This window comes from Shewanella sp. 553 (assembly GCF_059338375.1).
The window spans coordinates 3632044-3649061 of record NZ_CM181701.1; the positions used below are offsets into that span (position 1 = coordinate 3632044).

14 protein-coding genes are annotated in these 17018 nt (G+C 48.3%); 10 read left to right on the forward strand and 4 right to left on the reverse strand.

Going from position 1 to position 17018, the window contains the following annotated elements; translation table 11 throughout:
* The first annotated feature begins 171 nt into the window (after window positions 1-171).
* The gene (locus tag AC5YBZ_RS16020; RefSeq protein WP_494543185.1) at window positions 172-1071 is read left to right on the forward strand and encodes a hypothetical protein; all 900 of its coding nucleotides are present in this window, start codon (window positions 172-174) and stop codon (window positions 1069-1071) included.
* A 269-nt stretch (window positions 1072-1340) separates the two neighbouring features.
* On the opposite strand, the gene AC5YBZ_RS16025 is transcribed toward AC5YBZ_RS16020, so the two are convergent.
* From AC5YBZ_RS16025 to AC5YBZ_RS16040, 4 genes are all read right to left on the reverse strand, one after another.
* Window positions 1341-2627 carry an acetyl-CoA hydrolase/transferase family protein gene (locus AC5YBZ_RS16025; RefSeq protein WP_494520708.1) on the reverse strand — a complete coding sequence of 429 codons (1287 nt, stop codon included), beginning with the start codon at window positions 2625-2627 and terminating at the stop codon, window positions 1341-1343.
* Window positions 2628-2825: 198 nt separating this feature from the next.
* Window positions 2826-3890, reverse strand: coding sequence for a phosphotransferase enzyme family protein (locus tag AC5YBZ_RS16030; protein ID WP_494520707.1), 1065 nt, complete (start codon window positions 3888-3890; stop codon window positions 2826-2828).
* A complete protein-coding gene (locus tag AC5YBZ_RS16035) occupies window positions 3883-4821 on the reverse strand; it encodes an NTP transferase domain-containing protein (RefSeq protein WP_475515089.1) in 939 nt (312 codons plus the stop codon). Before AC5YBZ_RS16035 ends, AC5YBZ_RS16030 begins: the two co-directional genes overlap by 8 nt.
* Window positions 4822-5005: 184 nt before the next feature.
* The gene (locus tag AC5YBZ_RS16040; protein WP_494520706.1) at window positions 5006-6148 is read right to left on the reverse strand and encodes a hypothetical protein; all 1143 of its coding nucleotides are present in this window, start codon (window positions 6146-6148) and stop codon (window positions 5006-5008) included.
* A gap of 207 nt (window positions 6149-6355) precedes the next feature.
* On the opposite strand from AC5YBZ_RS16040, the gene gmk reads away from it, so the two are divergent.
* The 9 genes from gmk (at window position 6356) to AC5YBZ_RS16085 (ending at window position 16989) form a co-directional block, all read left to right on the forward strand.
* A complete protein-coding gene (gene gmk / locus AC5YBZ_RS16045) occupies window positions 6356-6979 on the forward strand; it encodes a guanylate kinase (RefSeq protein ID WP_475515091.1) in 624 nt (207 codons plus the stop codon).
* Window positions 6980-7038: 59 nt separating this feature from the next.
* Entirely contained in the window at window positions 7039-7320 is a 282-nt protein-coding gene (rpoZ, locus tag AC5YBZ_RS16050; protein WP_012275521.1) for a DNA-directed RNA polymerase subunit omega, read from the forward strand.
* Between the two features lie 13 nt (window positions 7321-7333).
* Window positions 7334-9439 (forward strand): bifunctional GTP diphosphokinase/guanosine-3',5'-bis pyrophosphate 3'-pyrophosphohydrolase, encoded by a 2106-nt coding sequence (gene spoT / locus AC5YBZ_RS16055; protein WP_494520705.1) that lies wholly within the window; start codon window positions 7334-7336, stop codon window positions 9437-9439.
* Window positions 9440-9519: 80 nt separating this feature from the next.
* A complete protein-coding gene (locus AC5YBZ_RS16060; protein WP_494520704.1) occupies window positions 9520-9903 on the forward strand; it encodes a RidA family protein in 384 nt (127 codons plus the stop codon).
* 69 nt (window positions 9904-9972) lie between these two features.
* Complete coding sequence (gene trmH, locus AC5YBZ_RS16065) at window positions 9973-10671, forward strand: tRNA (guanosine(18)-2'-O)-methyltransferase TrmH (RefSeq protein WP_494524041.1); 699 nt, start codon at window positions 9973-9975, stop codon at window positions 10669-10671.
* 189 nt (window positions 10672-10860) lie between these two features.
* Window positions 10861-12516 carry an AMP-binding protein gene (locus AC5YBZ_RS16070; protein WP_494524042.1) on the forward strand — a complete coding sequence of 552 codons (1656 nt, stop codon included), beginning with the start codon at window positions 10861-10863 and terminating at the stop codon, window positions 12514-12516.
* 175 nt (window positions 12517-12691) lie between these two features.
* Window positions 12692-13624: a calcium/sodium antiporter gene (locus AC5YBZ_RS16075; RefSeq protein ID WP_494543186.1), complete on the forward strand. Its 933-nt coding sequence runs from the start codon at window positions 12692-12694 to the stop codon at window positions 13622-13624.
* Window positions 13625-13891: 267 nt separating this feature from the next.
* A complete protein-coding gene (recG, locus tag AC5YBZ_RS16080; protein WP_494520700.1) occupies window positions 13892-15967 on the forward strand; it encodes an ATP-dependent DNA helicase RecG in 2076 nt (691 codons plus the stop codon).
* A 149-nt stretch (window positions 15968-16116) separates the two neighbouring features.
* A complete protein-coding gene (locus AC5YBZ_RS16085; protein WP_494520699.1) occupies window positions 16117-16989 on the forward strand; it encodes a DUF3014 domain-containing protein in 873 nt (290 codons plus the stop codon).
* The last annotated feature ends 29 nt before the right edge of the window (window positions 16990-17018 follow it).

A 17018-nucleotide genomic window follows, 5' to 3' on the forward strand; every position in this document is an offset into this window, starting at 1 on the left:
TTTTTCTAATCTAATCATAGCTTTTTAAAAATTGATAATCACGATTTAAGTTCAGAATTTGTAGCCCGCTCATTAAGCGGACGAATCGCAAACTCCTAGTTACAGCGTTGAGGCAATTTAGCTACAATACTTTCTTAATCAACAGCTTTAGTTTGTCATAGGGAACACGACATGGATCTCGACTCCATTCCAACGATTGAATCACTTTTAGAGCAAGATGCCATTCACTTTACTGGGAATGCGGAGTGGATTAATCGTTTTATTGATTTAATCACACCTTACGGCGTATTAACGCATTTCATATATGGTTCACCTGCCACAAGGTTTGATTCTCCTTTTAAGACCCTTGACCCGATTGACCTATGCGCCAATACACCACTTATTGATTTAAATACTAATGAAAAGCGGTTTTTAACAACTGAAGAGCTCAATCAATATCAATCAGTAAGGAAAATACACAAGCAAGTGAGACCACTTTACACTGTTAATATTGATAAAGATTTTACTGTTATCGCCCACGTTAACAGCAACAGTGGCAACTTTGATAAGCTTATCCATCAAAAAATTAATGTAAATCCGCACCGCCTAATACACAGCCTGAAAGCATTAGCTAGAGCAATTGACCAATCAAATGCCTTTTTTATCTGTAGCACATGTAATCAATTAATTGACGCCGATTTTAAATCCAAAGGACGCCAGCCGGTCACTTGTGACGATAACGCTTGCAACAATATGGCTAAGCAACATTTCGACGTATCATCTGCAAAAGTAACTAATCAGGCATATAACCAGGATATGCGCATAGACATACTGGAGGATGGAATCACCATTTCAACGGCTATCGTTGGATGGCATGGTCCATATAGCTCCCATCTTGAGTGGGTGACACAACAAAAAATGAGCCTAAACTCCACACCTCGTCAAGTAAAGTCAGCCGCTAAAGCTATTCATGAAAGTGACTCCTACAGAATAAAATGCATATACTGCAAGGAAATGACTAATATTGGCAATATGTTCGATGACGATACCTGCCATTCCTGTGCATCCAGCCAATATGGTATCTTGTATTAATTTATCACTTAGTCCAAACCGCAACACTTGCTCTTTCAAAACAAAAAATGAGTAGTAGAAGCTGACTTCGGCAAAGCAGCTTAACAAAGTAGACTTGGTGACTAAATTGGTGACTAAAATCTAGTTAATCATCACCAAACAAACCCAAGAAGCTGAATATTAAGGATTTAAATTTCTATCACCACATTCAGATCCAAAACGTGGAATAAACTCCCCTCCTAACAAAAAAGCCTCACCATTGAGGCTTTTTTTTTTTGGATGCTGTAAAACTACACCGTGAGTCCCCACATATCGAAGGTTTCTTGGCAAAGCTGTTCTCTAAAATCTGGGTGAGCGATGTCGATTAAGGCGCGGGCTCGCTCTCGCAGTGATTTACCTCGCAAATTGGCGATGCCATATTCGGTGACGATGTAATGTACATGAGCCCTGGTGGTGACCACGCCTGCACCAGGTGAGAGTACGGTGCTGATACGTGACACACTTCCATGCGCTGCAGTGCTTGGCAGTGCGATCACCGAGCGGCCGCCTTCTGATAGGCCCGCACCGCGAATAAAGTCCATCTGCCCACCTACGCCAGAATAGATACGCGTGCCTAATGAGTCGGCGCAAATTTGTCCCGAAATATCCACTTGCAGCGCCGAGTTTATTGCCATCACATTGGGATTTTTACGGATAATCGAGGTGTCATTGACCTGCTCAATATCCATAAAGATCACCGATGGGTTGTCGTCAACATAGTCATAGAGTCGCTGGCTACCGAGGGCAAAACCCGTGACCAATTTACCAGGATGCACTTTTTTGCGGCTATTGTTGATCACCCCAAGTTCGACCAGATTAAGCACGCCATCGGAAAATAGCTCAGTGTGCACACCTAAGTCTTGATGTTCGGTTAAGCAGGCAAGCACGGCGTCGGGGATCGCGCCTATACCCATTTGTAAGCAATCACCATCACGCACTAGTTTTGCCACATTTTGACCTATCGCCAAACTGGTGACATCGCTGGCAGCGAGTGGGTGTTGTGGTAAAGGCATACTCTGCTCATACACAGCGGCAAATTTTTGATAATGAATAAATCCATCACCGTGAGTGCGCGGCATCATAGGGTTGATGTGAGCGATGATTTTTTTAGCTACTTGGCAAGCGGCCAAGGTGGCTTCTACCGAGATACCTAAAGAGCAGATACCGTGTTTATCTGGTGGCGACACTTGAATGATAGCGGTGTCGATGGGTTGCTCGCCCGAGCGAAACAGTTTGGGGACTTCCGAGAGGAAAATAGGTACATAGTCGGCATCGCCACGCTGTAACAATTGACGCGTTGGCAGGCCACCAAAAAAACAGCGGTGTCGCAAATGCCCTTTCAGATTGGGTGAGCTAAGCGACTCGGCACATTCGGTATGCAGCTGTAATAGGGTTAAGTCTTGAATCGTTAACGCATGCTGCGCTAGCGCATCGAGTAGCACCTTAGGCGTCGCCCCCATAGAGTGTGTCCACAGGGTTTCACCGCTTTCGATTAAAGACACAGCTTCTAGGGCAGAGTTACAGATAATGGGGGCCATCAATGGTTATCCAATGTTATTAATCTGTAAGCAGTGTAAGGGCTTATGCAACACTTTAATAGTGATTGCGAGGATGAGTTGCACCTTAGTTGATCTTGAGCAACCTGGCCAAATATTGCCGGGAGCCTCAACGGGCATAAACCAAAAGAGCGCATTATTTTGCGCTCTTTTACTTGATTAATCGCTATTGTGCACAGGCTATTGAAAATACTTTTTCAACGTCGCTTGTTGGTTCAATAGGCTTTGATACAAGGTAAACTGATTGGCCGCTCGATCGAGATTATGGGTGTCATGCTGCACATGGAAGTAGCTATCGCCATTGAGATAGTCGGTCAAAAAGCGGACCCCAATCATTAGGCAGATCACTCGCGCGCCCAGCCATAGGCTACGCTTTTCATCCACAGTTAACACATCACCTAGCTCAGCTAAGTAGCCACGGCAGATAGCGGCAAATATCGACTCGCGAACCTCAACCTTATCAAGGTTGGTGGAATCCTCCTCCTCGGGCGAGGTAAAGGTGCGCACCATATCGCCAAAATCATACATTAAATGCCCTTTCATGCAGGTATCTAAGTCTATGATGGCTAAACTGCTCATGTCGCGCTTATCGTAAAGCATGTTATTGATTTTTGTGTCGTTATGGCAGGTTCGCAGCGGTAATGTCTCAGCCAACAGAGCCAATTCATCAAGTAGATGAGTCTGCGCCAGTGCAAAATCAACCCAGTGTTGGCAGTGTACTAATCGACCCACCATGTCTTGGGTGGCGGCCTGGTTAAGCAGCGCTATTCGTCCGGGAAGATGATGAAATTGCGGGATCACATCTTCCAAGTCGGTCGCATCTAGATCACTCAAGGCGCGTGAAAAATGGCCAAAGGCTTTAGCGGCTGACTCAGCCTCTTGCTCATTAGATACCACTTCGATGCTATGACTGTGGGGTAAGTAATTAATCGCGCGCCAAAAACCATTGTCGGCTAAATCAACATATAAGGCGTTATCCATGGTCAATACAGGTGCCACCACACTTAAATGATAATCACCGCACGCCGCTTTCACTTGCAAGTGGCTGGCTATCTTTTTTGCGTTGTTCACCAAGGCTTCTGGCCTCTTGAAGACTTGAGTGTTAATCCGCTGTAAGACTAACTCGCCCTGCGCTGAGCGCACTAAAAATGTGTCATTGATATGACCATTGCCAAGGGGCGACACTTTAGCGCAATCGGTTATGCCAAAGTGGGGCAGCACCTGCTGCCGAATAAGCTCAATCACCCAATAACTCCATTAATTTTTGTTTGACCCAGAGGGCATCTTGCGGATATGTCACGCCCATCCAGGTGTCGGCGCTAATATTAACGTAAACCGGTTTGACGCTGATATTATGGTCTTGCTGATGCTGTGACGGTAGGCAAGTCTGCACCACAGCGGGCAAGTAACATTCACTGCCAGCAAGATGACCACTATCTTTGATGAAGTGAATCAAGGCCTGCTCTAACACCCTAAAAATATCGACCGAAAACCCCCAGCATGTCATCGACACTAGGCTTTGTGGATCGAGCTCAGCTTGGTGCTGACCATTGTGTCCCAGCAGTTTATCACCTTGCCATGCAATATCGAGCCACTCCTGAACACTGCTTAAATAGTCCCCTTGTGTTTGGCAAATCCCCCGATTAACGCCACCATGTTGTGACAAGGTTTCATTGAGGCAATAAGCCACCATTTGCCACCGTTCGCTAGCGTGTTTAAAGCCATCGACCAGCAATTTAAAGGCATTATCACCATAATAATCATCGGCGTTAATCACTATCATAGGGCCATTAACCCAATGCCTGGCGCACCAAAGTGCGTGGGCAGTCCCCCAGGGCTTGCCCCGCCGCTTAGCTTCACCTTGCAAAGGCAAACACTCGGCTGGTAAGTCATCGGTTTGTTGCACACAAAAATGCAGTGCAAAACCGTCTGGCAAGGCGGTTAACCGCTGCTGCAGCGGTTCGATAAGCTCGGCGCGGGTGATAATCACCGCCGCCGAACATCCTGCCTTTATCGCACTCGCCAGCGAGAGCTCAAGCATGGTTTCGCCATGCGGCCCTAGGTTTGCCAGTTGTTTATCGCCGCCGAAACGACTACCTAAACCAGCTGCCATGATCACCAGCGTGACATTATTGAACTCATTATCGGGTGTACTAGAAGAGTGCGTCGCAACCATTGTCTACAACCAACTGGACTAGGGGCGGCGCGCTGGCCACCGACCATTAAAAATGTAACCGACGAGTTTAATCAGTTATGACGATGAACACCAGCGCCAATAGCCGCCATTCCCCCCTATTGTATAAAGCTAGCTGTAATAGATCTCGCCGATTAATCACCCGTTCATAGTGTTGAACATTAGCCTAAAGATAGGGACGAAACGCCGCTTGTTTCGCCAATGCCGCCTGACTGCCTTTGAGACTAAACTGATACCCACACAACTTAAGGCTGCCGCGCATGGCGACATCGTTAAGAATGGCTCGGGTATCGAGCGGCGAAAATCGGGCTAACGTCGATGAGTCAGGCAATAAACTCACCTCCATCGGGCGATATTGAGCACCATTATTAAAGGTTAACTCTTGGCAGCTACTATCCCCTTTACCAGTGGCTAATGACCACAATAATCCTGGCTCGCCGCGCTCACCCAACCAACTGATCATCAGCACATCTTCATCGAGTAGTATGCTAAAACCGTCGGGCATTATTGCCTCTTGATAAGAGGCCGTTTGGTTTATGCTACCTGATGCTTCGGCGCTGTTCTGCTGCACACTCTGGGTAGAGCTAGGTTCATCCGACCACATTAACACTAATGCGCTCACTAACATCAAGCTGCCAGCGCCAAGCAAACTGGCTCGGGGCCGGGCTTTAATCACCTTAATGGCACGCAAAGCACCTTGACCTATCACCTTTATGATACTTGCGAGGGCTTCACTATTATGTGTACTCGCGCTGTGAGTACTAGAGCCGATAGCATGCTCATAAGATTGTTGGTCATTAGCTTGATGCCCCTGATATCGATAGGGGCGCTCATTGGGGTCATCATCAAGCTCAAGGGGCATAACAGCGTCGCGCGCATCGCCAGCAATCACAGGCTCGACACGCCTTACGCGGCGATTCGCCGGTGATAATGGCCCCTGATAGCCGTAACAGCTTGCCGTAAATTGGCTTTTAGCTGGCGCTTGCAGCACCACAAACACGCAGGCTGCCAACTCCAGTAACACACCACAACCAATAACTATGGTATTAGCTTCATTAATCAGGCCAACACTCAACAATATCAGTCCGGGCACAGGCAAAAAAGCCCATATGATGGGCCGACCTTGCAACCGACGCTTAGCACTTAAGCTAGCAAACAATGCCGCAGCCAGCCCAACTAACAATAGCGATACATGGCCGTTTAGTAGCACATAGAAAATCAATACGGCAAAGAATGCGGCGAGATTGATCAGCGCAAAACGCACACTGCTATCCACGCCTTGACGACAAAAAAAGGTATTAAACTGCATAAAAATCCTACTACATTGGCTATCGGTTCACAGGTTCAGCCAAGAGTCTACGCTATCGACTCTGAGCTAGAACTTAAAAACTACCATAAATTACCCACTTTGGCGGACAAACAGTGACACTAATAGGCTAAATCACTAGCCTAATTTTACCGCTAGGCTGTATAATGTCTGGCTACCTAAATCAATCAGCTTTTGGATAGCACGCTCATGACCGCTCGCGGAAACCTGTTTATTATTTCAGCGCCTAGTGGTGCCGGTAAGTCTTCTCTTCTTAGCGCTATTTTGCAGGATAATCCTGCCGATATGAAAGTGTCTGTATCGCATACTACGCGCCAGCCACGTGTGGGGGAAGTCGACGGCCAACATTATCACTTTGTCTCGGTTGATGAATTTAAAGCGCTTATTGAAAAACAAGCTTTTTTTGAGTGGGCTGAAGTGTTTGGTAACTACTACGGCACCTCTCGCGAAGCGATTGAAGTGATGCTCGCCCAAGGGATCGACGTGTTTCTCGATATTGACTGGCAAGGCGCGCAACAGGTGAAACAGATGATGCCAGAGGCCATAGGGGTATTCATCTTACCGCCGTCAAAAGCTGAACTTGAGCGCCGTCTTACTGGCCGAGGTCAAGACAGTAGCGAAGTGATTGCTGGCCGCATGGCACAAGCCACTTCTGAGATTTCACACTATGGTGAATACGACTTCATCATAGTCAATGACGACTTTGAGCAAGCTCAGGTCGATTTAAAAGCAATTATTCGTAGCCAACGCCTTACTCGCGCTGGTCAAATTCATACTCTAAATGATATGCTTAACGATCTGTTGGCAGACTAACTGTCATAATGTATAATTTTGCGTCATTTTTTCACCCATAATCACTGGAGTTTCAACACATGGCTCGCGTAACTGTAGAAGACGCCGTAAACCAAATCGGCAACCGTTTTGATATGATCCTGGTTGCAGCGCGTCGTGCTCGCCAAATCGCCGTGCAGGGTAAAGACCCTATGGTTGAAGAAGAGAACGACAAGCCAACGGTTATCGCCCTGCGCGAAATCGAACTTGGTTTAGTCACCGCTGACACACTTGATGCCGATGAGCGTCAAACTGTGCGCGAACGTGAAGCGGCAGAAATTGCTGCTGTTGCTGCTATCGCTGAAGGCCGCAACGCTATATAAGGAGTGCTGCCACTTGTATCTGTTTGAAGGTCTCAAGGAGTCTGCGTCAGCTTATTTAGAACCGACGCAAGTAGAATTACTCAAGCAGGCCTATCAGGTTGCGCGCGATGCTCATGAAGGGCAAATGCGTACCAGTGGCGAACCTTATATTACCCATCCGGTTGCGGTTGCTCGCATCCTGGCCGATATGCGTCTCGATCATGAGACGCTAATGGCCGCTCTGCTGCACGACACTATCGAAGATACCCCCGTCACCAAAGAAGAGCTGTCCGAACTTTTTGGACCCGCCATTGGTGAGCTGGTTGAGGGCGTCTCTAAGCTAGACAAACTCAAGTTTCGCGATAAAAAAGAAGCCCAAGCAGAAAACTTTCGCAAGATGATGATGGCGATGACCCAAGATATTCGCGTCATCTTAATCAAACTTGCCGACCGCACCCACAATATGCGTACCTTAGGTGCACTGCGTCCCGACAAACGCCGTCGTATCGCCCGTGAAACCTTAGAAATTTACGCGCCGATCGCCAACCGCTTAGGTATCCACAACATTAAGACCGAGCTCGAAGATTTAGGTTTTCAGGCTTACTACCCGATGCGCTATCGCGTACTCAAAGAGGTAGTCAAGGCGGCTCGCGGTAACCGTAAAGAGCTGATCCAGCGCATTGAAGTGGCGATAAAAACCCGCTTAGAAGATGCGGGCATCAAAGGCACGGTAAAGGGGCGAGAAAAAAACCTTTATTCCATCTATAACAAGATGCGTAATAAAGAACTCCAATTTCAAGAAGTCATGGATATCTATGCCTTCCGCATCATAGTCGACACCATAGATACCTGTTATCGAGTGGTGGGCGCGATGCATAGCTTATACAAACCACGTCCTGGGCGGTTTAAAGATTATATTGCCATTCCTAAAGCGAACGGCTACCAATCGCTGCACACCTCGCTGTTTGGCCCCCATGCGGTCCCTGTTGAAGTACAAATTCGTACCGAAGATATGGATCAGATGGCAGACAAAGGGGTCGCGGCTCACTGGCTCTATAAAGGCGCCGGCACGCAACAGCAAGGCACCACCACCCAAGTGCGAGCACGCAAGTGGATGCAAAGCCTATTGGAGCTGCAACAAAGCGCCAGCACCTCCTTTGAATTTGTAGAAAACTTTAAGACTGAACTGTTCCCTGAAGAGATTTATGTCTTCACCCCAGAAGGGCGTATCTTGGAGCTTCCTGTGGGGGCGACGCCGGTGGATTTTGCCTATGAAGTGCATACCGATGTGGGTAACACTTGTGTCGGCGCGCGCGTCAATCGCCAAGCGTATCCCTTGAGTCAGCCATTGATTTCGGGGCAAACCGTCGAAATCATTACCGCTAAAGGTGCCAGACCCAACGCAGCCTGGCTTAACTTTGTCGTCACAGGTAAGGCACGCGCCAAGATAAGACAACTACTCAAGAGTCTCAAGGAAGATGAGGCGGTGGTTTTAGGTAAACGTCTACTCAATCATGCATTAGGTGATGTCAAACTTAAAGACATTGCCCCTGAACAGATTGACAAAGTGGTGCGTGAAACCAAACATAAGAGTCTAGAGTCATTACTCGCCGATATCGGTCTAGGCAATGCCATGAGCATTGTTATTGCACAGCGCCTTAAAGGTGACAGAATAGAGGTGCAAGAACATAAAGAAGCCAATATGATGCCCATTCGCGGCGCCGAAGGGATGCTGGTTTCCTTTGCTAACTGTTGTCGCCCCATTCCTGGCGACGCTGTTATTGCTCATGTTAGCCCAGGTAAAGGGTTGGTGGTGCACATGGAAAGCTGCGCCAATATTCGTGGCTACCAAGGTGAGCCCGATAAATATATCCCCGTGCATTGGGATAACGCCGAAGGGGTTGAATTTCAAGCTAATTTGCGTATCGAAATTGTCAACCATCAAGGCGCACTGGCAAAAATCACCTCTATCGTGGCCGCCGAAGGCTCCAATATTCATAACTTGAGTACCGAAGAGCGCGATGGCAGAGTCTTTTTGATTAACTTACGGATCTCGGTGACCGACCGAGTCCATTTAGCCAATGTGATGCGTCGTATTCGAGTGCTACCCGAAGTATTGCGTACCTCGCGCAATCGTTAAGTTGCGCGGCGCTTAACCTGCATTTATTAACCCCGTCGGCATAACGACAACTATTAATAACGACAAGTAGGAAAAAGTTTATGGCAGAGAAGATTATTATCGCAACCGACAAAGCCCCACAGGCTATCGGTACGTATTCTCAAGCAGTTAAAGTGGGCAGCACAGTGTACCTTTCTGGCCAGATCCCGTTAAATCCTGAAACTATGCAGATGGTCAGTGATGAGTTTGCAGCCCAAGTAGTTCAGGTATTTGATAATTTAACCGCCGTTTGCGCAGCCGCTGGTGGTTCACTACAAGATATCGTTAAACTCAATATCTATATGACCGACCTGAGCAACTTTGCAACCGTCAATGAGATAATGGGGCGCTACTTTGAGCAACCTTATCCTGCCCGCGCCGCCATTGGCGTTAAACAGCTACCGAAAGATTCGCTAGTTGAAATGGACGGAGTGATGGAGCTTTAATTTAGCCATTACCCTTGAGGGCGCCGCGGCGCCCTTTATACTTTTGATCTACAAGTAATCCCTATCGCCATGAGCCCAGAACGCTTCGCCCGCATCAATCAGATGCTAGACAATCGCCAAACCGACCTTACTGTTTGCCTCGATAAAGTCCATAAAACCAATAATATTGCTGCGGTTATTCGCACAGCTGATGCCGTAGGTATCCATCAAATCCATGCCGTGTGGCCTGACATTGAGATGCGAGTATCGGGTAATACTGCTTCGGGCAGTCAGCAATGGGTAAACACCATCAAGCACTATCATATGGATGAAGCTGCGGCCCAATTTGCTCAACAAGGCATGCAGGTGTTAGCGACCAACTTTTCCCCCAGCGCGGTGGATTTTCGCGAGATTGATTACACTAAACCTACGGTAGTGATCATGGGTAACGAGCGCGATGGAGTCAGTGACGCAGGCCTTGCGATTGCCGACCAGCACATCATTATTCCTATGGTGGGCATGGTGCAATCACTCAATGTGTCGGTCGCATCGGCATTAATCATGTACGAGGCTCAGCGTCAACGCGAACACGCTGGCATGTATGGCACGCGCACCTTAGATGATGCTTACTGCCAAACCATGCTATTTGAACAGGGGCACCCTATTTACGCCAAGGCTTGTCGACGCAAAAATATCCCCTACCCACGCATCGATGATCAGGGAAAAATTGTGGCCGATGACACCTGGTGGCAACGGATGCGCGCCCCCGATCCCGACGCAGAGCAATAAAGTCGCCTAGTCATAATGTGACCCCCCTCCTCAGGTTATCCCTACGCCTAAATCTATGACAATTCGTTTATTATTCAAGCAAAACAATTGTCATAGATCACATTTTTCGCCATACTCAACAAGCGCGCACACATAAACAGAACAACTCGATGCGCTTACTTTCACTTACGGATAACTATGGAATTGCAGATGGACTCACACTTTAAATCTCCGGTCGACATGTTGCAGCATTGGGTCGATCTTTATGGCGACAGCACCTACCTAAGACAACCCATCAACGGCCAATACGTCGACTTTAGCTGGCGAGAAGTACAGCAAAAAATGCAGCAAATTGCTGGAGCGCTGCGTCACCTCGGCCTGCAGCCAGGTGAAAAGATTGCCGTCTTATCGAAAAACTGCGCCGAATGGTTTATTACCGATCTGGCATTAATGCATGGCGGCTATATCAGCGTCCCCATTTACCCAACGGCAAACGCCGATACTATTCGCTATGTGCTAGAACACAGCGAAGCCAAAGCTATTTTCATTGGTAAACTCGATTACTGGGCCGATCAAGAAGCTGGCGTCGGTGGTGATATCCTCCGCATGGCGATGCCCTATGACACCATGCCCGCGCAATACCAATGGAACAGTCTACTCAAATTGGGCCAGCCATTAATCGACGCACCGGTTATCACCCCAGATAAGATAATGACCATCATCTACACCTCCGGCTCTACCGGTAAGCCTAAAGGGGCGATACAAACATTCGCCAGTTTTGAATGGACCTGTAAAGCTGTGGTGCGCGATCTTAAAACCGATGTAGAAGACCGACTGCTGTCGTACCTGCCACTGGCACACATTACCGAACGAGTGGCGATGGAAGGCTCCTCATTTTATTCTGGCAGTTGTGTGGCCTTCGTAGAAAGCCTCGACAGTTTTGTCGACGATGTTAAGCGTGCCAGACCCACGGTATTTTTCTCCGTGCCAAGACTTTGGAGCCTATTTCAGAAAAACATTATCGATAAAATTGGCTATAGCAAACTGAATTTTTTACTAAAAATCCCTATTATCAGCAGTATCGTTAAGCGAAAAATTCGCCAAGGATTAGGGCTTGAACACTGTAATCTACTGGGATCGGGTTCGGCGCCAATTCCACCTTCACTGATCACTTGGTATCACAAGATAGGCCTCGATATTTGCGAAGCGTGGGGCATGACTGAAAATAGCGCTTACTCCATCATTAACCACCCTTTCAATGCGAGTAAAATTGGTTCTGTCGGCCGCGCCGTAGAAGGCTGCAGCATAAAACAAGCCGACAATGGTGAGCTGTTAGTTAAAAGCCCAGGCCTAATGAGTGGCTATTATAAACAGCCCGAAACCAGTGCCAGTAGTTTCGATGCCGATGGCTATTTCCACACCGGAGACTTATGCGCTATCGATGCCGAGGGTTATGTGACCATCACCGGGCGAGTTAAGGACAATTTCAAAACCTCTAAAGGCAAATATGTGGCTCCAGTCCCCATTGAGCGTAAGTTGGCCCAAGATCCTCATGTTGAGCTGATCTGCATCATAGGCTCGGGCTTACCGCATCCTATCGCCTTAGTGCAACTGTCTGAGGGTGCTGCCATGCAGCCTAAAGAGGAGATCCGCACTTCTCTCAAAGCCACACTCGACAGTGTGAATCCGCATCTAGAGTCTCACGAAACCGTCGATGCCATAGTGGTCGTCAGTGAGCCTTGGGATATCGACAACGATGTGCTCACGCCGACACTCAAGATCAAACGTCATGTACTTGAGGAGCGATTTAGCGCCAAAGTCGATGGGCTGCGCGGCGGTAAAATCCGCTGGGAAGATGAGCTTTAAGCCCTTAGACAGAAATTAATCGGTGTAACAGCTAAAAGCACGTCTAAGACGTGCTTTTTTACTATTAATTTAACCGCTTATCTTAAATAAAATTTAATCTTGGCAGTGCAAAATTTTAGTTGCCTTCCGAGTGTTAAAGCCTATCCTTGCCGCCTAACGTTTATTGGAGGTAACCATGTTGACTTTATTAGCCATTATCGGTGGTTTTATTATCCTGACCGCAGGGGCAGAAGCCTTGGTACGCGGTGCTAGCTCGGTGGCATTAAAGTTAGGAATTGCACCTTTAATCATAGGATTAACTATTGTTGCATTCGGTACTAGTGCACCTGAACTGGCTGTAAGCCTTAAATCTGCATTAGCTGGCAACCCAGGTATCGCCATTGGTAATGTTATCGGCTCTAACATCGCCAATATTGGCTTGATCTTAGGTATCACTGCCCTTATTCGGCCAATACAGGTACAGACGCAAATGATCAAACGGGATATCCCTATCATGATCGGTGCCAGCCTACTGTTTTGGGGGTTAATTAGCGATGGCGATGTTAGCCTGCTCGATGGTGCACTGCTCACTGCACTGCTGGTGGCCTATTTAGGCTTTAGCTATATCAGCAGTAAAGGGGAAGGAGCCGACGATATTCCAGGTTCGAGTTCAGTGCATCCGCTATTAGCGACTCTGCTCATCGCCATAGGCATCAGCATGCTGGTTGGCGGTGGTATGCTGTTTGTCGATGGCGCGGTGACACTGGCGCAGCAATTTGGGGTTAGCGAACTCATCATCGGCCTGACCATAGTCGCGATAGGCACCAGCATGCCAGAACTGGTGACATCGGTGGTTGCGGCCCGTAAAGGCGAAAGCGATATCGCCATCGGTAATGTTGTTGGCTCTAACCTTTTTAATATATTGGGTATTTTAGGTGTTACCGCACTTGTACACCCTATCACCTCAGGTGGCTTACAGGTTATCGATATGAGCGTGATGCTGGCGCTGGCGCTGATCTTACTGCCCGTGGCGTGGACAGGCTTGCGTATTGGCCGCCGCGAAGGCGCTTTACTGCTAATGGCTTACCTTGCCTACATGGGTTATCTCATTAATAGCGCCATGGGATAAAGCGGCTAAAGGAGCTGCCTTAAACAAGGCAACCAAACCCAATAGCTCAACAAATAGACCTAGGCAAGAGTCCTAGGTCTATTTGCATTTGCCTCACCCTCTCACGCTTCACCACGCATTCCTTTTCCCTCGGACTGTCACCAGCCCACTGCACGCCAATTTGACTAAGATTGCGTTCAGAGTAAACTCTGATAATATATGTATATATTTACAGTGATTGAGCCAATAGTTGTTTAAATGACTCAATGAATCAAATGGGTATAAAGCGTGGATAGACTCGATCTTATGGCTGTTACAGAGCTAAAAGGCGTTGCGATTAAAATGGCGCAGCGGCTAGAGAAGCTCGGCATAAAAACAGTCCAAGATCTCCTATTTCATCTGCCACTGCGCTACGAAGACCGCACTCAGATATACCCGATTGCCGCGCTTTACCCCGGTAGCTATGGCACCATCGAAGCCGTAATTCAGTCATCGCAAATTATTCAAGGCCGCAAACGTATGCTCACCTGCACCGTACGCGATGACAGCGGCATGATGACCTTACGCTTCTTTAATTTTTCCGTCGCCCAGCGTAACGGTTTAGAAAATGGGGCCACTATTCGCGCCTATGGCGAAGTGCGCCGCGCTAAACATTCGGTAGAGATCATCCACCCTGAATATAAGCTCATTCATGGCGCCAGCGATGCAGGGCTCAGTGAAACACTTACCCCTATCTACCCCACGACCGAAGGGCTAAAGCAAGCCAGCTGGATAAAATTGACCGACCAAGCCTTGTCACTACTCGACAGTGGTGCACTCGCCGAGTTATTACCGCCAGCACTGCGACCTAATCAAATGTCGCTCATCGAGGCCCTCAAATTACTGCATCGGCCACCCACAGGCACCGATCCTTTTACGCTCGAACAAGGCACACACCCGGCGCAGCAGCGCTTGATCCAAGAAGAACTACTGGCCCACAATTTGAGTATGTTACGGCTAAGGCAACGTAGTCATCGCGATACGGCCGTATCGCTCGCGGGGAGCGGCCAACTGATCAATCCGTTTTTAACCACACTACCCTTTAGTCCAACTGGAGCCCAGCAACGTGTGGTGGCAGAGATCAAGAGTGATTTACGCCAGCAACATCCAATGATGCGCTTAGTGCAAGGCGATGTGGGATCGGGAAAAACCTTAGTTGCCGCATTGGCAGCGCTACAAGCGATTGAGAGCGGCTATCAAGTCGCCATGATGGCGCCCACCGAACTACTGGCAGAGCAACATGCCAATAACTTTGCCACTTGGTTTGAGCCACTGGGATTAACCGTGGGTTGGTTAGCGGGCAAGCTCAAAGGTAAGGCGCGCAGCCAATCTTTGGACATGATAAAAAGCGGTGAGGCCCATATCGTTATCGGTACCCACGCGATTTTTCAAGACAAGGTCGAATTTAATAACCTAGCCCTGATCATTATTGATGAGCAGCACAGGTTCGGCGTGCACCAGCGACTGGGGCTACGTGAAAAGGGGATCAGTCAGGGCTTTCATCCACATCAATTAATCATGACAGCCACGCCTATCCCGCGCACATTAGCCATGACCGCCTACGCCGATTTAGACACCTCTATTATCGACGAACTACCGCCCGGCAGAACCCCTGTGACCACGGTGGCGGTATCCGATAGCAGGCGAGCCGAAGTGATTGAGCGAGTGCGCCAAGCCGCGCTGCAACATAATCGCCAAGCCTATTGGGTCTGCACCCTAATTGAAGAGTCGGAAGTGTTAGAGTGCCAAGCGGCCGAAGACACCGCAGAGGAACTCAAGCAGCAACTACCAGAGTTGGCGATAGGCCTGGTACATGGGCGGATGAAGCCCGCAGAAAAACAAGCCATTATGGCCGACTTCAAAGCAGGGATAATTCAATTATTGGTTGCCACGACTGTGATTGAAGTGGGCGTCGATGTGCCCAATGCCAGCTTAATGATCATCGAAAATCCCGAACGCTTAGGTCTAGCACAGTTGCATCAGCTCAGGGGACGTGTTGGCCGTGGCGCCATTGCCAGTCACTGTGTCCTCATGTATAAGGCGCCGCTGTCGGCAACTGCGACTAAGCGCTTAGGCGTACTGCGTGACAGTAATGATGGTTTTGTTATCGCGCAGAAAGATCTCGAAATACGCGGGCCGGGTGAGGTCCTAGGCACTAAACAAACTGGTCTTGTCGACATGAAAATCGCCGATCTTATCCGCGATCAAGCCTTGATCCCCAATATCCAAAAACTGGCGCAACACGTGATGCAGCAGGCTCCCGATAATGTCGATGCCATCATCACGCGCTGGCTCGGGAACAGGCAGCAATATGTACAAGCCTAATCAGTGCTATAACTTGGGTTATACCCTCTGTTGAAGTTAAATATTTTTTATTTCAGTCAACTTCACTAGACAAGTCGACTGAATTTTGCAGAATGAAGAGAGGCTGTGTTGGCCCCTCCTACACACGAGCTATTTTTCAAGGAACTCACATGCAAGTCAGTCAAGAAGATAGAATTGCCCCGCAAGAAAAACGTGGTGGTGCCAGCGCGCTAACGATTGCTGTTGTGGTGATTTTGCTGATCGTGGCCGCTGGCGCTTATTATTTCTTTGACAGCAAAGAAACCCAATCTGAGCCAGAGCAACCAACGGCTGTGACCTTGCCCGAAATCGTCCCCGAGCAGCCGTTACCCACCGATGCCAATCTGCCAGAGCCCGAAGCTGAGCCTGAGCCCGTTGTTGAGCCGCCTGTAGCGGAAGTCACAACGCCACAAGTTGAGCCCATCCCCACGCTCGCTGACAGTGATAGTTATGTGACCGCTAAAACACTCGACGTCGCTAACGGCATGAAAATCGACCCTATTTTAGTTGAAAAAGATATCATCAGACACTTTGTGGTGTTCGTCGATAATATCGCCCAAGGGGAGTTAGCCCGCAAAGTCAGTCCACTTAAGGCGCCCAAGAGCCAGTTTACGGTTTCAGATGTGAGTAATAAAACATACCTAAACCCAGATAGTTACCACAGATACGATCTCTACGCCGACTTTATTAGCAATCTTGATGAGCAGCAACTCGTCACCACCTATGAACAGTTAACGCCACTACTTAACCAAGCGTTTGAGGAGCTCGGTTACAGTAATGGCAGCTTTAACGAACGCATGATCGACGCCATCAACGTGATGCTTGCTGCACCCATTATTGAACAAGCGATTGAGCTCAATAGCGTTAGCGTTAACTATAAGTTTGTCGATCCACAGCTAGAATCGTTACCCAATGCACAAAAATTGATGATCCGCATGGGCCCCGAAAACAGCAAAAAAGTCAAAATGGCGTTGCGTAAGCTGAAAAAACAACTGCAAGAGTAGTCACAGCCAACACCTAAAAAAACCGCCTC